The sequence below is a fragment of the Elioraea tepidiphila DSM 17972 genome (assembly GCF_000378465.1).
Taxonomy (GTDB): Bacteria; Pseudomonadota; Alphaproteobacteria; order Acetobacterales; family Acetobacteraceae; genus Elioraea; species Elioraea tepidiphila.
The window spans coordinates 60,103-76,512 of sequence record NZ_KB899913.1 but is presented as its reverse complement, the minus strand read 5'-3'; the positions used below and the strand labels follow the sequence as shown (position 1 = coordinate 76,512).

Below are 16,410 nucleotides of genomic sequence, written 5' to 3'. Positions count from 1 at the left end.
TCACATCGCCTTCAGCACATGGACGATCTTCGCGCAGCCCGTGCGCGCGGGGTCGATCGTCGGCATCCCGAAGCGCTGCTCGGTCTCGGCGATCTCGCGCAGCGCGGCCGCCTCGCTCATGTGCTGGGTGTTCAGGCTGATGCCGATCACCTTGGCCGCCGGGTTGGTGATGCGGGCCGCGGCCTCGTGCGCCACGATCGTCTCGGCGATGCCGGGCACCGGACGGTCGCCGAGCCCGCGCATGGTGCGCCGCGTCGGGTCGTGCACCATCACCATCGCGTCGGGCTGCGCGCCCATCGCGAGCCCCACCGTCACGCCGGCATAGGAGGGGTGCAGCACCGTCGCCTGACCCTCCACCACATCCCAGTGATCGGGATCGTTGGCGGGGCACAGCACCTCAACGGCACCCGAGATGAAGTCAGCCACCACCGCGTCGAGCGGAATCCCCGAGCCGGCGATCAGGATCCCGGTCTGGCCGGTGGCACGGAACGTCGCCTTCATGCCGGCCGCCTGCATGTCGCGCGCGAGCGCGAGGCCGGTGAACATCTTGCCGATCGAGCAGTCGGTGCCGACGGTGAGCACGCGCTTGCCCGGACGCTTCACGCCCGTCCCGACCGGGAAGACATCCTTCGGGTGGCGCACGTCATGGATCTGCCGGCCGTGCAGCTTCGCAGCCTCGGCCACCGCGGGCTGGTCGGCGATCCGGTCGTGCAGGCCCGAGGCGATGTCCATGCCGAACTCGATGGCGCGGATCATCAGCTTCTGCCACTCCGCGTTGATGCGCCCGCCGCGCGTGGTGGTGCCGATCAGCAGCGTCTTCGCGCCACGCTCCGCCGCCTCCTCCAGCGTCAGGTCGGGCAGCCCGGCATCGGCCTGGCAGCCGGGCAGGCGCATCTGGCCGACGCAGGCATCCGGGCGCCATTGCGCCACGCCGACGCCGGTCTTGCCGGCGAGCTGGTCATGCGCCTCGCCGAGAAAGATCAGGTAGGGGGTACGGATCTGAAGCAACGTCGGGGCCTCCGGGACGGGACGGCGCGGAGGCTACGGGCGATGCGCGCGTGCGTCGAGGGTGGTGCGCACGGTCGCGAGCACGTCCTCGGCGACGGTGACCGGCAGGGTGAGCACGAGGAAGGAGAGCGTCTTGCCGTGGCCGTCCAGGTTGAGCGCGGCATTCACCCCGCCTTCCAGAACATCGTCGATCACCAGGTTGAGCGCGTACAGGTTCGGCAGGAGATACCGCCGCACCGCCGACGGCCGGCGATGGGCGAGCAGCGCGGCGACACGCTCCTCGGTCACCTGCTCGACCAGGACATCCCAGACATCCGGGTGATGCGCGATCACCGCGACGTTCAGCCGGTTCCCCTTGTCGCCGGTGCGCGCATGGGCGATCGCGTGGAGCGGCACGGTGATCACGGCGACACCATCGCGACGCGTGGGTGGACGAGGTCGCGGGGGATCAGCGCCGAGGTGGTGGCGACGCGGCGCGTCACGGAGGTGCGCACGCCGCCGCCGCCGGCTGGGCCGCAGCAATAGAGGCTCAGCACCTCGCGCGCGGCGGCTTCGGCCGTGGCGCGGTCGTCGGCGAGGGCGGCCAGGCGCACCCGCACCTCGCCGTCCGGGCCGAGCGGACCACCGCGCGCGCCGTCGTCGCTGTCGAACACGGCCTGGAGCCCGAGCAGATCGATCCGGAGCCGCACCGGCAGGTTGGCGACTCGCGCGCGCAGCGTGGACGCGGCGAGCCGCGCGCGGGCGAGGGCGTTCGGTCCGGCATAGCTGATCTCGCCCTCGCCCAGATACCCGCCCTCGGTGCTGATGGTGGCCTTGAGGGTCGGCGGACGGGCCTGGCCGCGCGTGCCGCGCAGGACCACCGTGTCGCGCGCGGTCTCCGCCACCGTCACGCCGGTGATGTCGAGCGTGACATCGGGCGTCAGATAGGCGGCCGGGTCGTGCACCTCGTAGAGGATCTGCTCCGTGACGCTGCGGCGGTCCACCAGCCCGCCCGGCGTGTCCGCCTTGGTGACCGTGATCGTGCCGTCGGCCGTGACCTCGGCGATGGGAAACCCGATCGCCTCCGGCGCAGGGACGTCCTTGACGCCGGGATCGCCGAAATACCCGCCCGTCACCTGCGCGCCGCATTCCAGAAGGTGGCCAGCGAGCGTGCCGGCGGCCAGCGCGTCGAGATCGTGCTCGCCCCAGCCGAAATGGGCGATCAGCGGGCCGAGCGCGAGCGCGGGATCGGCGATCCGGCCGGTGACCACGATCTCGGCGCCCGCGCGCAGTGCCTCCGCGATCGGGAAGGCACCGAGATAGGCATTGGCCGCGATGATCGGTCGCGCCGGCCGCGCGCCTCCCTCCCAGGCGATGCGCGGATCGTCCAGCACGTCGCGCACATCGTCGCCTTCGAGCACGACGATGCGCGGCGGGGCGAGCCCGAGCTCGGCGGCAAGGCGCACGATCGCCGCTGCCGCACCGCGCGGATTCGCGGCGCCGAAATTGCCGATGATCGGGATGCCGGCATCGAGGCAGAGCCCGAGCACCGGGCGCAGCAGGGGCGCGAGCGCCGGTTCGTAGCCGGCGTCGGGGTCGGTCTCGCGCGCCAGCACGCCCAGCGCCAGTGTGCGCTCAGCCAGCGTCTCGAAGGTCATCGCCGCCTTCCCGCCGCGGGCGATCAGCGTGCGCGCCACCGGCTCGGCGGCATCCAGCCGGTCGCCCGAGAATCCCGCGCCATTGCCGATCAGCAGGGGAGGAGCCATGACCGCCCAAGGCTAGACGCGCTCGCCGCGCGCTGCCAGCCTGCGCGCCACAGCGAGGAGGACACCATGCCAGGCACACGCGAGGCGGCGATCGCGCGCGCGACTCAATTGTTCGACAGCGGCACGTTCCGCGCGACGCTGCAGGAACTCGTCGCCATCCCCTCCACCAGCCAGGAGGAGGCGCATCGGCCTGACCTCGACCGCTATCTCGACGGTGCGTTGCGCGCCTGGCTGGAGCGGCTCGGCTTCGCGGTGACGGTGCACCAGAACCCGCGCCCGGCGCTCGGCCCGATCCTCACAGCGACGCGCCACGAGGGGGATGGCCTGCCGACCGTCATCACCTACGGTCACGGCGACACCGTGCGCGGGCTCGAGGATCAGTGGTCGCCCGGGCTCTCGCCCTGGACCATCACCGAGAAGGACGGCAAGTGGTATGGCCGCGGCGTGGTGGACAACAAGGGCCAGCATGCGCTGAACTTGGCGGCACTCGAAGCCGTGCTGGAGGAACGTGGTCGCCTCGGCTTCAACCTCAAGCTGGTGATCGAGACGGCCGAGGAGCGCGGCTCGGGCGGCCTGCGGGAGTTCGTCGCCGCCAACAAGGCCCTGCTGGCCGCCGATGTGCTGATCGGCTCGGACGGGCCGCGCGTGGACCCCGAGGTGCCGACCATCAAGTGCGGCACGCGCGGCACGTTCCATTTCGATCTGGTCGTCAACCTGCGGCCGGGCGGCGTGCATTCCGGCCACTGGGGCGGGCTGACGCGCGACCCGGCGATCATCCTCGCCCACGCGCTCGGCGCGATCATGGACCGCAACGGCAAGATCCTGGTGCGGGACTGGCTGCCCAAGGGCGGGCTGCCGCCGGCCGTGAAGCGGGCGCTCGAAGGCTGCCCGCTCGGCGGCGCCGGCGAGGCGGCAACCATCGACGAGGGTTGGGGCGAGCCCGGGCTGACACCCGCCGAGAAGATCTATGGCTGGAACAGCTTCATCGTGCTCGCGATGATCTCGGGCAAGCCGGACGGACCGGTGAACGCGGTCGCGCCGAACGCACGGGCGCATTGCCAGATCCGCTATACGGTCGATACCGATCCCGCCACCTTCGCGCCCGCGCTCCGCAGGCACCTCGATGCCGCCGGCTTCCCCGAGGTCGCGATCGAGAACGCCGGCGTGCGCATGCCGGCGAGCCGCACCGATCCCGCCAATCCGTGGGTCGGCTTCGCCGCCGACAGCATCGCACGCACCCTGAACCGGCGGCCGCAGGTGATCCCGAATGCCTCGGGCGGATTGCCGGGCGATGTGTTCGTCGATCATCTCGGCGTGCCGCTGCTCTGGATTCCGCACAGCTACAACGGCTGCAAGCAGCACGGGCCGGACGAGCACGCGATCCCGGCGATCCTGCGCGAAGGCATCGCGATGATGGCCGGGCTGTGGTGGGATCTGGGTGAAGGAAAGGCGCCCTCCACACGCAAGGGTTGACCCGCCGGTCACTCCGATGCCAGGACTTGGGGCATGGCGAGGTGCATCTCTCGCCGTGCCCTGCTCGCGGCCCCGCTGGCGGTGCTCGCGCGCCCGGCACGCGCCGAGACCGGCAAGGCGTCCTGGATGGGGGCGAGCCTGCGCGGCCAACGCACCGCGAGCGGCGCGGCGTTCGACCCGCGCGCGCTGACGGCGGCGCATCGCACGCTCCCGCTCGGCACGCAGGCGCGGATCACGTGTCTGACGAGTGGCCGGTCGGTCGTCGTGACGATCACCGATCGCGGTCCATGGGTCGGCGACCGTGTGATCGACGTGTCGGAGGCGGCGGCCGAGGCGCTCGGCTTCCGCCGCCGCGGCGTCACGCAGGTGCGGGTAACGCCCCTGTAGGCCGTTCATCCTTCAGGGCCACGCCGGTCAGGCGCCGCCGCCGCATCTCGCCTACCAGCCAGGCCAGCGTGTCGGCCGCCGCCGCATAGGGCTGGCCGGCGGGGCGGATGTTGCTGATGCAGTTCCGTTCGGCATCGGTCCGGCCCGGGCGCGGGTTCCAGGTGAGGTAGAGGCCGAGGCTGTCGGGCGCGGAGAGCCCCGGCCGTTCGCCGATCAGCACCGCCACCGCCTCGGCGCCCAGCCTCGCGCCGATCGCGTCCCCGAGCGCCACGCGCGCCTGCACAGCGATCACCGCCGGCCCGGCGGCAACGCCGATCCGTGCGAGACGCGGCAGCGCTTCGGCGAGGAAAGGCGCCGTATGGCGCTGCACCGCCGTGGCCGACAGCCCGTCGGCGATCACCAGCGCGAGCGCCGGATCCGAGCGCGTGAGCCGCGCAGCGGCCGCCGCGTCGAGCGTGCGGCCGAGATCGGGGCGGACGAGATAGGTGTGCCGGTCCGGCGCGCGGCTGCGGACCGCGGTCACCGGCAGGCCGAGCGCGGCGAGCTCTGCGGCCAGCGCGTCCACATCCAGCGTCGCATGCACGGCATCGCGCGCCATCGCGTGCGCCTCGACGAAATCGAGATGCGCGGCGGTCGGCAGCGCATTGCCCGCGCGGCCCAAGGCGACGCGCGCGGTGGTGAAGCGGCGCAGCCGGGCGAGGGGCTCAGCCAAGGCCGATCAGCGCCGGGCTCAGCGTCGGCGGGAAGGTCGCCTCGGTGCCGATCCCCATGCGCTCCAGCCAGGCCGCGAACTCGGGTGCCGGGCTCTTGCCCAGGGCGGCGCGCACCGCGAGCGCGTCGTGGAACGAGGTGGACTGGTAGTTCAGCATCACATCGTCCGCGCCGGGAACCCCCATCACGTAGGTGACCCCCGCCACGCCGAGCAGCGTCAGCAGCGCGTCCATGTCGTCCTGGTCGGCCTCCGCGTGGTTGGTGTAGCAGACATCCACCCCCATCGGCAGGCCGAGCAGCTTGCCGCAGAGGTGATCCTCGAGCCCCGCGCGGATGATCTGCTTGCCGTCGTAGAGATACTCGGGGCCGATGAAGCCGACGACCGAGTTCACGAGCAACGGCTGGAACGCGCGGGCGACCGCATAGGCGCGCGCCTCCAGCGTCTGTTGATCCACGCCGTGATGGGCGTCCGCCGAGAGCGCGCTGCCCTGGCCGGTCTCGAAATACATCACGTTGTCGCCGAGCGTGCCGCGTTTGAGCGCGAGCGCCGCCGTGCGCGCCTCGGCCAGCAGCGCGAGCGAGACGCCGAAGGAGCGGTTCACCGCCTCGGTACCGCCGATCGACTGGAACACCAGATCGACCGGCGCGCCGCGCGCGATCGCGGCGAGCGTTGTCGTCACGTGGGCGAGCACGCAGGTCTGGGTCGGGATCGCGTAGCGGTCGCGCACCATGTCGAGCAGGTCGAGCAGACGGATCGTCGTCTCGACATTGTCGGTGGCGGGATTCACGCCGATCACCGCGTCGCCCGCGCCGAGCAGCAGCCCGTCCAGCGTGGATGCCGCGACCCCGCGCGGATCGTCCGCCGGGTCGTTCGGCTGGAGCCGCACCGAGAGCGTGCCGGGCAGGCCGATCGTGTTGCGGAACCGCGTCACCACGCGGCACTTCGCCGCGACCGCGATCAGGTCGGCAATGCGCATGATCTTCGACACCGCTGCGACCATCTCGGGCGTCAGCCCCGGCCGCAGCGCGGCGAGTGCCTCGCTGCTTGCGGCATCGGAGAGCAGCCAGTCGCGGAACTGCCCGACCGTCAGATGCGCAACCGGCGCGAAGGCGCTCGCGTCATGCGCATCGAGGATCAGGCGGGTGACATCGTCGATCTCGTAGGGGATCACCGCCTCGTCGAGGAACCGCCGGAGCGGCAGATCGGCGAGCGCCCGCTGCGCGGCGATGCGCTCAGCCGCGCTCGCGGCGGCAACCCCGGCAAGCGCATCGCCCGAGCGGAACGGGCTCGCGCGCGCGAGCAGCGTGCGCAGATCGGGGAAGACGTAGCGCGTGCCGCCGACCGTGTGGGCGTAGGCCATGGCGGGAGCATGAACGCCCCGCGGCCATCGGGGCAAGCGGTGGGTCAGCCGGGCATCTGCCGGTGTCCGGGGCCGATCCGGACGCTGGGCATGTCCGACGGCAACACAGCCGCAATCTTCGACGTCATGGCGCAATCGCAACGCCCTATCGATGCGCCTCGCGCCGGTCGTCGCACGGTCCGGTTCCACAGTGTTTCGCGAGGAGTAAACACCCGATGCTGTTCCGTCTGGCCCGTCTGTCCGCCGCTGCGCTTTGGGCCACCGCTGCTTCCACGGTGGCCGCACCGATCGTGCAGGACCACCAGACCGGCAACGTCCAGTTGCTGTCCTACCCGCCGATCGGCCAGTCCTTCGTCGCGGAGGATGCAACGGTGTCGGTCGGGTTCTGGCTGCACGAGTTGCGCCCTGACATCGCGCCGAACGGCGCAAGCGTGACAATGACGCTGTACGAAGGCGCGGGCATCCACGGCGCTCTGCTCGGCAGCGTCGCGGTCGGCGGCCTCAGCTCCGGATTTGTCGGCTGGGTGGACGCTGACTTCGCCCATGTCACCCTGGCGGTGGGCAGCGTCTACACTGCGATCGTCACCGACACGACACCGCGCTGGGCCGTCGACTTCTCCAGCGCCAATCCCTATGCCGGCGGATCACTGGTGTTCTCCGGCGTGTCCCCGGCCACCCATGACGCGCGGTTTCGCGTCCTGCCGATCGATCCGCCGGCGGGCGAGCCGCCGGTTGTCGTATCGGAGCCCGCCGCGCTCGCGCTGTTCGGGTTCGCGATGGCAGGGCTGGCGGCGCTGCGGCGCCGCGCCGCTTAGCGGGCCGCGCGCTACCCGGCTCCGAAGGCGCGCGCGAGGAAGCGGCCGAGGTCGGCGTTCGAGCGTTCCCGCACGGCCGGATCGGCGTTGATCAGGTAGGGCGTGCGCTCGACGCAGAGGGCCAGGATCACCCGCCGGCTGAAGCTTCCCGCCATGGGCAGGCCGCTCCTCAGATCACGCACCGTGCCGTCGCGCTCCAGGTGCAGCCGACAGCCGTTCAGCAGGGAGCCGATGCGGCGCGGCCCCCAGCCGCCGTCCCACTGGTGTGCCGCCCCCTCATAGGCGATCACCTCGACCTCGCTGCCACCGCGGCGGAAGCTCTCGGCGGTCTCGGCGCAGCGCGCAGGATCGATCAGCTCGTCCTCGGTGCCGTAAAGGATCAGAAGCGGCGCGCCGGTGGTGCGCTCGTCCTCGAAACTCGCGATGCAGGGGCCGTAGAAGGCGGCGTGCGCGGCGAAGCGCTCGCCGCCGGGCGCGAACGCCGCGGCCGCACCTTCGTTCAGCGCGTACATCGTCGCCATCGCGCCGTAGCTGAACCCGACCAGTGCGACCCTGCGCGGATCGGCGTAGCCCTGTTCGCCCAGCCAGCGCAGCGCCGCATAGGCGTCGGCGAGCAGCATGCTCTCGGTGATGTTCAGCAGCCGGTCGATGAAGCTCGTGCCACGGTCGCGCCGGGCGGCGAAGGAATCGATCGCGAGCGCGGTGATCCCCATCGCCGCGAACTGCCGGCCATAGGTGAGCTCGCGCGGACCGAGCACGCCGCCCGAGCCGTGCAGCATCACCACCGCCGGAGGCGGCGGGGCGCCGGCTGCGCGGCGCGGCAGGAACAGCGTGCCGGTCGCCTCGGTCGGCGCGCCGTTGCCGATCATCTGGTCCCAGGGGGTGAAGGGTGAGGAGGACGGCCAGGTGACGTGGCGCTGCTCGGCGGCGGCGAGCGCGTCGCCGTTCGGCCACGGATGCGTCAGCCGTCCCGCATCCGCCAGGGCCGGCCCGGCCAGCACGCCTGCCGCCAGGATCAGTGCCGTGATCCGCATCGCCGCTCCCTGTCTTGCCGTCCCGGCGCCGAGGCGCCACAACGCCGGAGCATTGGCGGAGGACGCGCGGGATGCACGTGACGATCACGGGAGCGGCGGGGTTCCTGGGGCGCAAGCTGGCCGGCCGGATCGCGGCCGAAGGCGCGATCGGCGGCCGGCCGGTGAGCGGCATGACGCTGTTCGACGTCATCGCCGCCGAGGCGCCGGCCGCACCGTTCCCCGTGCGCTGCGTCACCGGCGACATCGCCGATGCGCCGACCGTGGCCGGCCTCGTCACGGCCGCGACCGGCGTGGTCGTGCACCTGGCGGCGATCGTCTCGGCCCAGGCCGAGGCGGATTTCGACCTCGGCTGGCGCGTCAATCTCGACGGCACGCGCACGCTGCTGGAGGCCTGCCGCGCGGCGGGGTCCCGGCCGCGCGTGGTGTTCACCTCCTCGGTCGCGACCTTCTCGGGGGGGCAGGGCGCGGTGATCCGCGACGAGACGCGCCCCGTTCCGGGCAACTCCTACGGCGCGCAGAAGGCCGCGGGCGAACTGCTGATCCACGACTACACGCGCAAGGGTTTCGTGGACGGTGTGGCGCTCCGTCTGCCGACTGTCGTCGTGCGCCCGGGCCGGCCGAACCGCGCGGCCTCGTCCTTCGCCTCCTCCATCCTGCGCGAGCCCTTCCTCGGCGAGGAGGCGAACCTGCCAGTGCCGGAGGATTTCGCGCTCTGGATCGCCTCGCCGCGCACCGCAACCGACTGGCTGCTGCATGCCTGCGCGATCGATGGCGGCGCGCTCGGGCTCGATCGCGGCGTCAATCCGCCCGGCCTGACCGTCACCGTCGGCCAGATGCTGGCGGTGCTGCGCGCGGTCGGCGGGGCGGAGGCGGCGCGGTTGGTTCGTCGCGTCGAGGATCGCGAGGTCGCCGACATCGTCGGCACATGGCCCGCCCGCTTCGACGATGCGCGCGCCCGGGCGCTCGGCTTCCCCCCGCACGAGAGTCTGGAGGCGCTGCTGCGCGCCTTCCTGGAGGACGACCTCGCGGCGACGCGCGCGCTGCGTTCCGCGTGACAGTCGCCATGCGCCGGCCGATCGCCCGCACGCCGATCCCCGATATCGCCGCCCTGCCGGACGACATCCGCGCGCGCATCCTCGCCGTGCAGGAGCGATCCGGCTTCATCCCCAACGTGTTCCTGATGCTCGCGCACCGGCCGGCCGAGTTCCGCGCCTTCATGGCCTATCACGACGCGCTGATGGACAAGGACGAGGGGCTGAGCAAGGCCGAGCGCGAGATGATCGTGGTCGCGGTCTCGTCGCGCAACCAGTGCCAGTACTGCGTGGTCGCGCATGGCGCGATCCTGCGCATTCGCGCCAAGAACCCGCTGCTCGCCGACCAGATCGCGGCCAATTGGCGCAAGGCCGACCTCACGAAGCGGCAGAAGGCCATGCTCGACTTCGCGCTGAAGGTGACCGAGCGGGCGAACGAGGTGGGTGAGGACGATCATGCGGCGCTGCGTGAGGCCGGCTTCGACGACGCGGCGATCTGGGACATCGCCGCGATCGCTGCGTTCTTCGGCATGTCGAACCGGCTGGCCAACGTCGCCGAGCTGCGCCCGAACGACGAGTTCTACGCCATGGGGCGCGGCTGAGATGGCCCGCCTGTCCTGCCGATCAGCCGCGCGTCCGCGAGGGTGCGCGGGCGCGACCGCGATCATCTAGTCTCGGCCCATGCATCAGACCGACATCCTCGTCATCGGCGCCGGCATTGCCGGGGCCGCCACCGCCGCCGGGCTCGCCGTCGCCGGACGGCGGGTCGTGCTGCTGGAGGCCGAGAGCCAGCCCGGCTTCCACAGCACCGGCCGGTCGGCCGCGCTCTGGATCCTGAACTACGGCCCTCCCGATGTGCGCGTGCTCACCGGCGCGTCGCGTGCGCTGTTCGAATCCCCGCCGCCTGGTTTCGCCGAGCATGCGCTCACCCATCGCCGCCCCGTGCTGTTCCTGGCACCGGAGGATCAGCGCGCGCATCTGGAGCAGATGATCGCCGAAGGGGAGGGGCTGCGGCCGGTGGCGGTCGAGGATGTGCGCCGGATGGTGCCGATCCTGCGGCCCGACTACGCGGTCGCGGCCGCGATCGAGGAGGACGCGTTCGACATCGACGTGCACGCGCTGCACCACGGGTATCTGCGCCAGTTGCGCGCGGCGGGCGGCACGCTCGCGACCGAAGCGCGCGCCACCGCGATCGAGCGGCGGAACGGCACGTGGCAGGTGACGACACCGGCGGGCATGTTTGCCGCGCCGATCGTCGTCAACGCCGCCGGCGCCTGGGGCGACGAGGTCGCGCGCCTCGCCGGGGTGGCACCGCTGGGGCTCGCGCCCATGCGCCGCACCGCGCTCCTGGTCGATGCGCCGGAAGGCCACGATCCGGCTGACTGGCCGCTGCTCGGCGATGCCGACCATACCTGGTACGCGCGCCCCGAGGCGCGACGGAAGCTGATGCTGAGCCCGGCGGACGAGACGCCGATGCCGCCCTGCGACGTGCAGCCGGACGAGCTCGACCTCGCCCTCGCGATCGACCGCGCGCAAGCCGCGCTCGATCTGCCGGTGAAACGCATCGAGCATCGCTGGGCGGGCCTGCGCACCTTCACCCCCGACCGCTCGCTCGCGATCGGCTGGGCGCCCGATGCGGAGGGGTTTCTCTGGATGGTCGGGCAGGGGGGCTACGGCATCCAGACCGCGCCGGCGGCGGCACGGCTCGCCGCCGAGATCGCGCTCGGCCGCGCGCCGACACTGCACGAGGCGGCACGGCGCTGCGACCCGGCGCGTTTCCCGCGCCGCTGACTGGCCGAAATCTGCGCCCCCTTCCGCTCCTCGTTTGGGCAGCCTGCCCGCCGAGCGGGCGCAGGGTCGCACACGCGCAGCGGCGCAGCGCGATGGTCCTACTGGCATGGCCATTGCTTGCCCCTCCTTGCACCGTGCCGCGCAGCAGGGAGAGAAAGCGATGACGAGAGTGACATTGACGCGCCGGCAGGCGATCGCGGCAACGGCAGCCGCGACCGCTGTGCTGTCCGCTCCGGCGATCGCGCAGACTCGCGAGGTGACCATCGCGCACCAGTACATGGTGGTGCCATTCCGGGCCGCGATGGCCGCGCAGGAGGTTGAGCGCGCGACTGGTTACCGCATCAACTGGCGGCTGTTCACTGCCGGCGCGGAGGTCATCCGCGCCATGGCCTCGGGCGACGCCAAGATCGGCGAGGTCGGCTCCTCGCCGACCACGGCGGCGATCGCCCAAGGCCTGAATATCGAGCTGATCTGGATCATTACCGATATCGCCGATGCCGAGGCCCTGATCGTGCGCGACGGCGCCGGCATCACCGCGCCGCAGGACTTGCGCGGCAAGCGCGTCGGAGTGCCCTTCGTCTCGACGACGCATTTCCACCTGCTCTTTGCCCTCGATCAGTTCGGCATCCCGAGCAACAGCCTGCGCATCCTGAACATGCGCCCGCCCGAGATTGCCGCTGCCTGGGAGCGCGGCGACATCGACGCCACTTTTGTGTGGGAGCCTACGCGCAGCGCGGTGCTGCGCACGGGGCGGGTCTTGATCTCCTCGGGTCAGCTCGCCGCCTGGGGGCGGCCGACCTTCGATGGCGTCGTTGTCGATCGTGACTGGGCCCGCGCGAACGCTGAATTCATGACCGCCTACACGCAGATCATGGCGCGCTACGATGCCGAATACATGGCCAACCCCGGCCTCTGGGGGCCAGGCACCGAGCGTGCTGCCGTGACCGCCCGTATCACCGGTGCGCGGGTCGAGGATGTTCCGACGATGATGACCCTCTATCGCTTCGTGCCGGCCGCCGTGCAGGCGTCGCCGACTTGGCTCGGCGGTGGTACCGAAAGCGGAACGGTGCGGGCGATCCGCCACACGGCCGAGTTCCTGCACGCCCAGGGCCGCATCCAGGCTGTGCCGGCCGACATCGCCCGCCACGTCAGCCCGCGCTTCGCCGCCTCCGCCGCCGCCTGAGATGGGGGCGGTCTCGGTCGAGGGGCTGTCGGTCGCCTTCCCGCTGCCGGGCGGCGGCTGGCTGACGGCGCTCGACAGGGTCGATCTCGACATCCCCGAGGGCGGCTTCTGCGTCGCCCTCGGGGCCTCGGGCTGCGGCAAGACGACGCTGCTCAACTGCATTGCCGGCTTCCTCGCGCCCTCCGCAGGACGGGTCACCGTCGCCGGCCGGCCGGTGACCCGCCCCGGCGCCGACCGGGGCGTGGTGTTCCAGAAGCACGCCCTCCTACCCTGGCTGTCGGTGTGGGAGAACGTTGCCTTCGGGCCCCGCCTCGCCGGCCGCGGGCGGGCCGAGCGCCGCGCCCTCGCGGAGGCAAAGCTCGCCCTGGTCGGGCTTGCCGAGTTCGCCGATCGTCCGGTCTACACGCTCTCGGGCGGTCAGCAGCAGCGGGTCGGCCTTGCCAGGGCGCTCGCCGCCGATCCGCAGGTGCTGCTGATGGATGAGCCGCTCGGCGCGCTCGATGCGCTCACGCGAGAGACGCTGCAGGAGCTGTTGCTCGACGTCTGGGCAGCCTCGGGCAAGACGATGCTGTTCATCACCCACGGCGTCGAGGAGGCGCTGTTCCTCGCCACCGAGCTCGTGGTGATGAGCCCGGGCCCAGGTCGGATCGTCCGCCGCCTGCCCGTCGCCTTCGGGCGCCGCTACGTCGAGACGCGCGACGCCCGGGCGGTGAAAAGCGACGCGGGCTTCATCGCCCTGCGCGAGGAGGTGTTGGCGATGGTCCGCAACAGCGCGCGGCCGTCGGCGTGAGACGTGCCGCGCGCGAGGCCCCGGATGCTGGGCGCGGCGGCACCCGCGAGGGCGATCGGCCGCTCCAACCCGCCGTCGCCCGCTTCGTCTTCCCCGATCCGCGCAAGGCGACGGGGATCAGCCTCGCCACCATCCTCGCCCTGCTCGCCCTCTGGTGGCTCGCCACCGCGCGGGGCTGGATCGCGCCACTCTTTCTCGCCTCGCCAGGGGTGGTCCTCGACCGGCTGATCGATGGGCTGCATACGCCGATCGGCGAGGCGACGCTGATCGGCCACTCCGCACTCAGCCTGTTGCGGGTGATGAGCGCCTTCGGACTCGCCTGCCTCACCGCGATCCCTGCGGGGATCGCGATGGGCGTGTCGCGCGTCGCGCGCGGCGTGCTCGACCCGCCAATCGAGTTCTACCGGCCGCTGCCGCCTCTCGCTTATCTGCCGCTGGTGGTGATCTGGTTCGGCATCGACGAGGCCTCGAAGATCGTGCTGATCTATCTCGCCTGCTTTGCCCCACTGGCGATCGCCGCGCGCGCCGGCGTGCGCAGCGTCGCGCCGGAGCAGGTGAACGCCGCGCTCTCGCTCGGCGCGACGCGGGTGCAGCTGGTCCGCTACGTTATCGTGCCGGCCGCACTGCCCGATATCCTGACCGGCATGCGCATTGCCCTCGGGTTCGGCTGGACGACCCTGGTCGCCGCCGAAATGGTCGCGGCGAATGTCGGGCTCGGTCAGATGGTGCTGAACGCGTCGAACTTCCTGCGTACCGACCTCGTGATGATGGGCATCGTTGTGATCGCCGCTTTTGCCTATGCCTTCGATCTCGGCATGCGCGCGGCCGAGCGCCGGCTCGTGCCGTGGAAGGGGCGCGTTTGACGCGGCGCGTCCCGCGCGGTGGCGCCGCTCAGGTCAGGAACGCGCCGCCGTTCACGTGCACCGTCTGGCCGGTGATGTAGCCGCCCTCGGGGCCGGCGAGCAGCCGCACCACCGCGGCGATCTCTTCGACCGTGCCCTTGCGCCCAAGCGGGATGCCGCCCGTCATGCCGGGCGATGCCCCGGCCGACGCCCCGCGCACCGTATCGATCATGCCGGGGGCGACGCAGTTGCAGCGGATGTTGTGCGGCGCGAGCTCGACCGCGAGGGAGCGCATAAGCCCCTCCAGCCCCGCCTTGGAAGCCGAGACATGCGCGCGGTTCGGCGTGCCGACATGGTGCGAGATGCCCGAAAGCGCGACGATCGCGCCGCCGCCGCGCGCGATCATCTGCGGCACGAAGGCGCGGGCGAGCAGGAACGCCCCGTCGAGCGCGACTGACAGGATCTCGCGCCACTCGGCGTAGGACATCTCGGTGAACGGCGTCTGCCGGCGCAATCCCGCGTTCGACACCAGGATATCGACCCCACCGAGGGTCTCGGCGACCACGCGCGCCATCGCGGCGACCACGTCCGGATCGGACACGTCGGCGAGCTGCGGCACGGCCCTGCCGCCGGCTGCGACGATCTCGGCGGCGATTGCCTCGATCGCCGCCCGGTCCGATCGTCCGTTCACGACCACGGCCGCACCGTCGCGGGCGAGCGTGAGTGCGATCGCCCGGCCGATGTTCCTGCCCGCGCCGGTGACGAGCGCGACCCGCCCCGCGAGCGCGCTCACTCGGCGGCGAGCGCGGGCCTGAGCGCAGGCATCGCGCGATCGAGCCCGCGCCGGAGCCGCGCGCCGATCTCCCGCGCCTCGTCCTCGGTGATGATGAGCGGCGGGGTGAAGGCGATGCGGTCGCCGATCGCGCGCACGATCAGCCCCTCGTCCTCGCAACCTTTCTGCACCGCGAGCCCGGCCTTCAGCGCCGGCGGGAACGGCTCGCGCGTGCGTTTGTCGGCCACCACCTCGACGCCGGCGATCAGGCCGATGCCGCGCACGTCGCCCACCAGGGGATGCGCGCGCGCCTCCTCCAGCGCCGCGAGGAACACCGGCGAGACGCGCTTCACATGCGCGACGATGTCGCGCTCCGCGTAGATCTTCAGCGCCTCGACGCCGACCGCGCACGCCACCGGGTGCCCGCCATAGGTGAAGCCGTGGCCGAAACTCCCGTTCTTCCTGCTGCCCTCGATCAGGGTCTCGTGGATCTCGGCGTTGATCAGCGTGGCGCTGAGCGGCTGATACGAAGCGGTAAGCTGCTTGGCGCAGGTGAGGATGTCGGGCGCGATGCCGTAGGTGTCGCAGCCCCACATGTTGCCGGTGCGGCCGAAGCCGCAGATCACCTCGTCGGCGACGAACAGGATGTCGTGCTTGCGCAGGATCGGCTGGATCAGGTCGAAATAGCCCTTGGGCGGCGTGATCGCGCCGCCGCCGCCCTGCACCGGCTCGGCGAAGAAGGCGGCGATGTTCTCAGGCCCTTCCTGCTCGATCAGCGCCTCGAGGTTCTTGGCCATGCGCGCGCTGAACTCTTCCTCGGTCTCGCCCTCGTGGTGGAAGCGGTAGTAGTTCGGGTTGTCGATGTGCAGGAAGCGGTCGCCGTAGGGGAGGTCGAAATCGGCGTGCATGTGCGGCTGGCCCGACAGCGAGGCGGCCGCGACCGTGTTGCCGTGATAGCCGCGGATGCGCCCGATCAGCTTCTTCTTCTTCGGCCGGCCGCGCAGGTTGTTATAGTACCAGATCATCTTGATCGCGGCGTCGTTCGCCTCCGATCCCGAGCACTGGAAGGCCGCGCGCGCGAGCTTCTTGCCGTCCGGGCAGCGCGGCGCGAGGGCCAGCAGCCGCTCGGCGAGCTCGATCGCCGGCTCGTGCCCCTTCTGGAAGAAGGTGTGGTAGTAGGGCAGGGTCAGCAGCTGCTTGTAGGCGGCATCGGCGAGCCGCTTCTCGCTGAAGCCGAGCGAGGCGCACCACAGCCCCGCCATCGCCTCGATGTACTCGCGGCCCTCGACGTCCCAGACGCGGCAGCCCTCGCCGCGCGCGACGATCATGCCGCCCTCGCGGTTGAAGGCGTCGAGGTCGCTCTGCTGGTGCACCAGCGAGGCGATGTCGCGCGCGTGCAGGGAGTTGGGGATCATGGCGTCCTCCTCTCGGCTTTCGTGGGCAGTCTCGCGCCGGGGCGGGCCCCTG

17 protein-coding genes are annotated in these 16,410 nt (G+C 71.7%); 9 read left to right on the top strand and 8 right to left on the bottom strand.

Going from position 1 to position 16,410, the window contains the following annotated elements; all coding sequences use genetic code 11:
• From dgcN to F563_RS0104495, 3 genes are read right to left on the bottom strand one after another with little or no spacing between them, the layout of a single operon-like run.
• Positions 1-1,008, bottom strand: coding sequence for an N-acetyltransferase DgcN (gene dgcN / locus F563_RS0104505; protein WP_019013453.1), 1,008 nt, complete (start codon positions 1,006-1,008; stop codon positions 1-3).
• A 33-nt stretch (positions 1,009-1,041) separates the two neighbouring features.
• The gene (locus F563_RS21555; protein WP_019013452.1) at positions 1,042-1,413 is read right to left on the bottom strand and encodes an AtuA-related protein; all 372 of its coding nucleotides are present in this window, start codon (positions 1,411-1,413) and stop codon (positions 1,042-1,044) included.
• The gene (locus tag F563_RS0104495) at positions 1,410-2,753 is read right to left on the bottom strand and encodes an acyclic terpene utilization AtuA family protein (protein WP_019013451.1); all 1,344 of its coding nucleotides are present in this window, start codon (positions 2,751-2,753) and stop codon (positions 1,410-1,412) included. Before F563_RS0104495 ends, F563_RS21555 begins: the two co-directional genes overlap by 4 nt.
• A 66-nt stretch (positions 2,754-2,819) precedes the next feature.
• Between F563_RS0104495 and F563_RS0104490 the strand changes: the two genes are divergently transcribed.
• On the top strand, positions 2,820-4,226 hold the full coding sequence (locus F563_RS0104490; protein ID WP_019013450.1) for a M20/M25/M40 family metallo-hydrolase: 1,407 nt from the start codon (positions 2,820-2,822) through the stop codon (positions 4,224-4,226).
• A 33-nt stretch (positions 4,227-4,259) separates the two neighbouring features.
• Positions 4,260-4,613, top strand: coding sequence for a septal ring lytic transglycosylase RlpA family protein (locus F563_RS0104485; RefSeq protein WP_019013449.1), 354 nt, complete (start codon positions 4,260-4,262; stop codon positions 4,611-4,613).
• Here F563_RS0104485 and eutC read toward each other — a convergent pair.
• Together eutC and F563_RS0104475 are read right to left on the bottom strand one after the other, a co-directional pair.
• Positions 4,585-5,325, bottom strand: a complete 741-nt coding sequence (eutC, locus tag F563_RS0104480; RefSeq protein WP_019013448.1) for an ethanolamine ammonia-lyase subunit EutC — start codon at positions 5,323-5,325, stop codon at positions 4,585-4,587. The genes F563_RS0104485 and eutC overlap by 29 nt on opposite strands.
• A complete protein-coding gene (locus F563_RS0104475) occupies positions 5,318-6,685 on the bottom strand; it encodes an ethanolamine ammonia-lyase subunit EutB (RefSeq protein WP_019013447.1) in 1,368 nt (455 codons plus the stop codon). Before F563_RS0104475 ends, eutC begins: the two co-directional genes overlap by 8 nt.
• A gap of 215 nt (positions 6,686-6,900) precedes the next feature.
• Between F563_RS0104475 and F563_RS0104470 the strand changes: the two genes are divergently transcribed.
• Positions 6,901-7,500, top strand: a complete 600-nt coding sequence (locus F563_RS0104470) for a PEP-CTERM sorting domain-containing protein (RefSeq protein ID WP_019013446.1) — start codon at positions 6,901-6,903, stop codon at positions 7,498-7,500.
• A gap of 11 nt (positions 7,501-7,511) precedes the next feature.
• On the opposite strand, the gene F563_RS0104465 is transcribed toward F563_RS0104470, so the two are convergent.
• Positions 7,512-8,534, bottom strand: coding sequence for a dienelactone hydrolase family protein (locus tag F563_RS0104465; protein ID WP_019013445.1), 1,023 nt, complete (start codon positions 8,532-8,534; stop codon positions 7,512-7,514).
• A 71-nt stretch (positions 8,535-8,605) separates the two neighbouring features.
• On the opposite strand from F563_RS0104465, the gene denD reads away from it, so the two are divergent.
• From denD to F563_RS0104435, 6 genes are all read left to right on the top strand, one after another.
• On the top strand, positions 8,606-9,589 hold the full coding sequence (gene denD, locus F563_RS0104460) for a D-erythronate dehydrogenase (protein ID WP_019013444.1): 984 nt from the start codon (positions 8,606-8,608) through the stop codon (positions 9,587-9,589).
• A gap of 8 nt (positions 9,590-9,597) precedes the next feature.
• Positions 9,598-10,167: a peroxidase-related enzyme gene (locus tag F563_RS0104455; RefSeq protein ID WP_019013443.1), complete on the top strand. Its 570-nt coding sequence runs from the start codon at positions 9,598-9,600 to the stop codon at positions 10,165-10,167.
• A 79-nt stretch (positions 10,168-10,246) separates the two neighbouring features.
• A complete protein-coding gene (locus tag F563_RS0104450; RefSeq protein WP_019013442.1) occupies positions 10,247-11,356 on the top strand; it encodes an NAD(P)/FAD-dependent oxidoreductase in 1,110 nt (369 codons plus the stop codon).
• Positions 11,357-11,483: 127 nt separating this feature from the next.
• Positions 11,484-12,539, top strand: a complete 1,056-nt coding sequence (tauA, locus tag F563_RS0104445) for a taurine ABC transporter substrate-binding protein (RefSeq protein ID WP_211211363.1) — start codon at positions 11,484-11,486, stop codon at positions 12,537-12,539.
• 1 nt (position 12,540) lies between these two features.
• Positions 12,541-13,329: a taurine ABC transporter ATP-binding protein gene (locus tag F563_RS0104440; protein WP_019013440.1), complete on the top strand. Its 789-nt coding sequence runs from the start codon at positions 12,541-12,543 to the stop codon at positions 13,327-13,329.
• Entirely contained in the window at positions 13,326-14,192 is an 867-nt protein-coding gene (locus F563_RS0104435; RefSeq protein ID WP_019013439.1) for an ABC transporter permease subunit, read from the top strand. The genes F563_RS0104440 and F563_RS0104435 overlap by 4 nt, the downstream gene beginning before the upstream one ends.
• Positions 14,193-14,220: 28 nt before the next feature.
• Here F563_RS0104435 and F563_RS0104430 read toward each other — a convergent pair whose 3' ends face one another.
• The gene (locus tag F563_RS0104430; protein WP_019013438.1) at positions 14,221-14,964 is read right to left on the bottom strand and encodes an SDR family NAD(P)-dependent oxidoreductase; all 744 of its coding nucleotides are present in this window, start codon (positions 14,962-14,964) and stop codon (positions 14,221-14,223) included.
• Positions 14,961-16,358: an aminotransferase gene (locus F563_RS0104425; RefSeq protein ID WP_019013437.1), complete on the bottom strand. Its 1,398-nt coding sequence runs from the start codon at positions 16,356-16,358 to the stop codon at positions 14,961-14,963. The genes F563_RS0104430 and F563_RS0104425 overlap by 4 nt, the downstream gene beginning before the upstream one ends.
• Between the last annotated feature and the right edge of the window lie 52 nt (positions 16,359-16,410).